Source organism: Thalassospira sp. UBA848 (assembly GCF_002295455.1).
Classification (GTDB): Bacteria; Pseudomonadota; Alphaproteobacteria; order Rhodospirillales; family Thalassospiraceae; genus Thalassospira.
On record NZ_DBGS01000140.1, the window covers coordinates 1 to 5,232 of the forward strand.

The window sequence follows — 5,232 nt, forward strand, 5'->3', positions numbered from 1 at the left end:
GAAGTTCGTCAAGGACTTCGTCGCAGCGTGGGTAAAAGTCATGAACGCTGATCGTTTTGATCTGGCGTAAGAGGCTGATCGCCTGATGTGATTTGGATTGGAGCTTTTGGGCTCTGATGTGAGAACACCCCCGGTCGTTAGGTCGGGGGTGTTTTTTTTGCTCAACTATTTATTGTTGCAATTCACTTATTCCACCGCCTAAAATTGCAGACAACAACAAACACTATACAAACAGAGACTAAAATTGCCTCACCTAGAGCCTGAGCAGATCAAAGATCACATCGCAAAGAACCAGTTCCTAGCGATTACTGTTGATACGTCAATCATTGATAAGTTTGGTTGCAACCTAGAGCACAAGGTTCTCAAAGCATTAGATCAGTTTCAGCATGGAACAATAAAAGTTCTCATATCTGAAATAGTCGAGAATGAGATCAAGTCCCACATCTCCCGCGCTGCGGAGAGCACTCGCAAAGCTGTAAACAAGGCTCTTCAAGATCACGCTAAACGATGGCAGATTGATTTCGACGGCGAAAAAATAGAAAAAGAATTATCGCTGGACAGCGACGCTACAGAAGCGGCTAAGTTGCAATTCGACAAATTTCTTTCTGAAGTTAAGGGCGAAATCGTTCCAGCATCAGATTCATCTACAGATGATTTGATCACACGCTACTTTGAAAGACAGCCCCCCTTCGAAGATAATGCCAAGAAGAAAAATGAGTTTCCAGACGCATTTGCATTACTCTCTTTGGAAAGAGCAGCCAAACACGGCAAAAACCTCATACTCTGTGTTTCATCCGATCAAGGTTGGCAAAAGTTTGCCGATAATTCCGACTTTTTGGTCTGTATTGATGACTTAGAACTAGCACTTTCCTACTTTAATGATTCAGGCAGAAAAACCGCTGACCATGTTATCGCGCTATGGCAGGAGGGGAATGCTAAAGATCTTGAAGAGTCCATACAGAGAGAATTCGAGCACCAACTGGAAAGCCTTTATTTTCTGGCTGATGGCAGCGCGCCCGTCGAGTTCGAAGGGAATTCAGAAGGTGCAACACTGGAGACATTTTCAATTATGGACGGTGTTGCTCCCATTGTTATCGAATCAACAGAAGATGAGGTTGTTTTTACGATTGCGGTGGATGCTACTGTTAGGTTCTTTGCATCATTTGATTTTTACGTGACCGACAGCTTCGACAGAGATGAGGTTCATTTAAGTTCGCAAGCTTACGATACAGAACAAAACATCACCGCAGGATTGGTTTTAACTGTCCAAAGAGAAACAGATGAAATCCCCGAGCCGGAGGTCTTAGACGTTAAGGTCTACATTGACGTTTCGGAGATATACTTCGGTCACATTGAGCCATTCCCCCCCGAAGACCCTACGCACGAAAAATACTAGCAACCGAGAAAAGATGCTTCCCGCTTAAATATAATACTTGAACGGCTGAGGTGCGCCTTCGATATTTGGTGCAGCAGTTAGAATTTCTCCAATTGCATCCGCAAATTTAAGGGTTACGGGAACCCCATCTGAAAATGAACACCCGTTAAAATTGACCTTTGTCAGGGCGAGTATATCGGAAACGACTTGGTGTAAGTCACCATCGCCCCAATCAATATTTACAGCTAAGGGATTTGGCACCTCAAAGCCCGGGTAAGTATTAAACCTCGCGACGTATCCCTTTGTCCAAAGATAAGCCATTCGCTTATGGACCTGATAATACGTACCTCTGATTGGTGGTTGTTTTGCTAAGCGATAAAGCTTTAGTTCATCGGTAGGGCGTATTCGAATGCCTATAATTTTTGTCTCATCTGTCTTGGCATCGTTAAATCCCAGCCACTCCTCCTTGTCGAAACGAGTACGACCATGAATGAATATTTCCTGTGGTGGTTCACCATGGATGCGCTTGTAAGCTTGGATAACTAATTTCATCAGCTCAGAAGCTTTTGCCCGCGGCAAATGGAACTGCCTAAGTTCTTTGGAATACCAAGGACCAACTGCACCTCTGAAAACCAACCCATCTCCAGAACGCAAAAATAGTTGAGCACCACAACAAGCATTTCCTGAGGCTGGGTCCGAAGAGTCTTTCTTAAATACGATACCGACGTAACAAACGCCTGGACGTATATCACGTATTCTCCATGGAGGACCTGCCGATTTAAAATAGGTTGTCGTGCAAAGATTCCATGCCAAGGTTGCTGGGTCTTGAATTGTTCGCTTCTCCATCGCGGTTTCAGGCCAAGTAGCCTGATCAAGTGTTGTCTCCTTAATAATTTGCACAACAGCTTTATTGAGTAATCTTGCTTTAAGCTGATTATGAAAATTCAAATCATATAACTGAAGTTGTGCCTGCTGGTTGTCTTCTTCAAACATTGAGGGCTCAGCTAAAAACTCTCTAGCGTCCTTATTTTTCATCTGCGCTGAACCAGCTTTACGTTCTGAGATCGGCGGCGCTTTCTGTGGTCTTCCCCATAAAAACACCTCACCCGGAATAATAACGAACCAAAGGTCTGGAGTGATATCTGCTTCATCGTTCAAATGGTCCGATATCGCGTCAGAAAATATATCGACGGTTTTCTTGATCGACTCATGACGATTCCGAATACGGATGGTGTCCTGTATTTTGGTATTCGAAACACGTAACTCAGCTAACGGCTTCTCAGGCCATTTCATTCCAAATGCGGCTTGAAAGCCCGGAAAAGCAGAATGATGGGCAACACCTTCCTTGTATGGAGCGATATATCCCTGAACCGATGTCCGCCACTTTGCAAACAACTCAATTCCCTTATCTGTTCCGATAACCCCGTACTTCAGGACTCCACCTGAAACTGGTGAAGCCAATGGGCCGTATAGAAACAACCCGTCTTTTGGATGCTCCTCGCACTGGCCGTGAGCAAATTCAAGTTGAGTTTCAGGAACAAATTTCAGGTTTCGCTCCGTCATATTTCTTCCTCTTCGTCTTCACGCAATATGAAGGCAGGGTCGCTCATACGGAGGTACGTTTCCATTCTCTCATTCTCTTCCTCACTACTATCACTTGTATCCTGTGAGACGGGATCTGATTGAATGCAAACATCAGTCGACAAGGTTAATGGACGGCAGCAGAGGCGAATAGATTGTGTCTCTGATACCTGCAATTCGATGTATTCGTTTTCCTGAGCTAGCCATGCAGCGAACCCCATGATCAGCCCTCGCCATTTTTCATTGAACCACATACTAGTCAATGAGCGTCGAACTGAGTTCATACGTGTCTTATTTTCAAGTGGGTTCTCTGAATCCTCCGAAATTATAACGCGAGGCTGCAGCACGATGACAGACAGGTCTCCCAGAAATACTCTCCCAGTAAATCCCAGGTGCCAATAATATCTTGGAACCTCTTTTCCGTTGCCATCTTGTTTCTTGCCGCGCGTGCCTGAAACTGCACGGCGCCGGGCCTTTCCATTGAAATCTAAGTATCTTAATTGTCCGTCCTCAGGCACTCCCTTAGGGAACCACCATGCCATTTTCTGGTTTGCCATTTCGTAGGGAGATAATCCCCGGCCTTCTAGGGCTATATCCCATGCTTGTCGGACAATAGAAGCGATTTTATTTTTGGCATCACGTTGTTTTATTTGTGAGAATCCATGTGTCTCACCAATTAAAAAATCCTCAGTAGCAAGAGAGTAACGGTGCTTTATGGGTATTGTCTCCCCTAGCACAGATTGAAACTCTTCAGACTCTGCAAAACATGCCAACAAGCGCCCGTGATCAATGCACGGCAAACTACATGATGCAGCAATTGAGCGTGGCTCTGACGATTTAATCGGTTTCATTATCTCATAGAAATGCAGCATGGGAGGCAAGTCTTCAATCTCAAGCCAATTCGATTGAAGCAGCTCGTCGCCACCTACCAATGATCTTGCGTGGTACTTATGTACTTGACGCCAAGACTGAATTGCGAACTCTTCCATGTTCTCTTCTCGAGGCACGTGATCTCTTTCAAATACCTCAACCAGACTATCGAACCCATCCGCCCAATTTGCGGAGCAGTCGATACCGTTCAATCTCAAAAAGTCTATTGAGAAATCGCTAAAACTAGTCGCATCTATCCGGACAGGTATGATGAAGTATTCATCCTCAATTTGTTTTTTGAGGATGTTCGCAAGCGCTACTTCTTTTGCAATCCCATCCCTCAAGTGCCCATGTTCATCGAAAGCATTTGCAGAGATCACGACAACAAATTTGACAGTTCGTGTGCGTAACACCGCCTCTATATCTTTCCAGAAGTCCTCCCCACCAATCAACTTCTGCTGATCACACCATACTTCATACCCGGCCATCGTCAGCCTAGACCCGAGCCAAGTAGCAAAAATGTTATCCCCAGGCGTTGCATGACTGATAAAGACGAGATCACGTTTGGTGGCCTGAGCGCGTTCAGCGTTATTATTCTTTTCCACCTAACACTCTCTTACATATTTCAAGACACTTATCTGCGCTAATTAACAGCACCAACACTCTACTCTAAGGTGCATCCACAATACCAACTCTTCGTTAAGCCTATATTCTGTTCACGTATCTACCAACATCAACTTTCAACTTTTGCGTGCCCTTATCACAACGCACATAACCAAAGATGAATGGCCATACTCTTCACATGCACTAGCCCGTTCTCATTTTAGTTTTGCTTGCTTATGATGTTGAGGGTACAGCGCAGCCTAGTTTAATCTCTCGACTGGGAGATGGGTTTTCATAGGAAAAACATAAGCAGTTAGCCCTATAAGCCCGCGTAGAACTATTCCGAACCGCGCTAAAATTATATCATCAGCGAAGGATCTGAACTTTTAAGGAAAAGATCGGTTGCCCTATATCCGAGATCACTGGCAAGGAAAGCACGCGCTACTATTCGCGCTGGCCGTCAACCTGATCCTGATCCGTGCCCTGATCCTGTTTGCCGATCGCTTTACGCTCCCGCCCTATATCCCTGATCGCATCCCCGCCCTGATCGCGACGGTTGCGTTTATCCTTCTTTTTCATGGTGTTGTTTTTGCCTGGCAAGTGGTCGGCGTGCTGCGCGCCACCCGCCATCAGGTGAGCATTCTTGCCAATATCTGGACCGTTGTGACCTATGGGGTGATCGGGCTTTCTCTGGTCTTTACCGTACTCAGCATCGCGGCCTCTTTCCGCGCCCTCGCCCCGGAGCGGTTTATCCCGGTCAACCTGACCGAGCTTGAAGATGCCCGCGCCAGCCAGTATGCGCT

At 45.8% G+C, this 5,232-nt stretch carries 4 protein-coding genes; 2 read left to right on the top strand and 2 right to left on the bottom strand.

Going from position 1 to position 5,232, the window contains the following annotated elements; translation table 11 throughout:
* Positions 1-244 precede the first annotated feature (244 nt).
* Entirely contained in the window at positions 245-1,396 is a 1,152-nt protein-coding gene (locus tag B2R48_RS19455; RefSeq protein ID WP_297003607.1) for a PIN domain-containing protein, read from the top strand.
* Between the two features lie 24 nt (positions 1,397-1,420).
* Here B2R48_RS19455 and B2R48_RS19460 read toward each other — a convergent pair whose 3' ends face one another.
* Together B2R48_RS19460 and B2R48_RS19465 are read right to left on the bottom strand one after the other, a co-directional pair.
* Positions 1,421-2,938 (bottom strand): hypothetical protein, encoded by a 1,518-nt coding sequence (locus tag B2R48_RS19460; protein WP_297003609.1) that lies wholly within the window; start codon positions 2,936-2,938, stop codon positions 1,421-1,423.
* On the bottom strand, positions 2,935-4,431 hold the full coding sequence (locus B2R48_RS19465; RefSeq protein WP_297003612.1) for a toll/interleukin-1 receptor domain-containing protein: 1,497 nt from the start codon (positions 4,429-4,431) through the stop codon (positions 2,935-2,937). The genes B2R48_RS19460 and B2R48_RS19465 overlap by 4 nt, the downstream gene beginning before the upstream one ends.
* 400 nt (positions 4,432-4,831) lie before the next feature.
* Between B2R48_RS19465 and B2R48_RS19470 the strand changes: the two genes are divergently transcribed.
* The coding region (locus tag B2R48_RS19470; RefSeq protein ID WP_297003614.1) for a hypothetical protein at positions 4,832-5,232 on the top strand (401 nt) is incomplete at its 3' end.

Coding starts and splice junctions, on each gene's coding strand:
- B2R48_RS19460 (WP_297003609.1), bottom strand. CDS start 2,938: ATGACGGAGCGAAACCTGAAATTTGTTCCTGAAACTCAACTTGAATTT.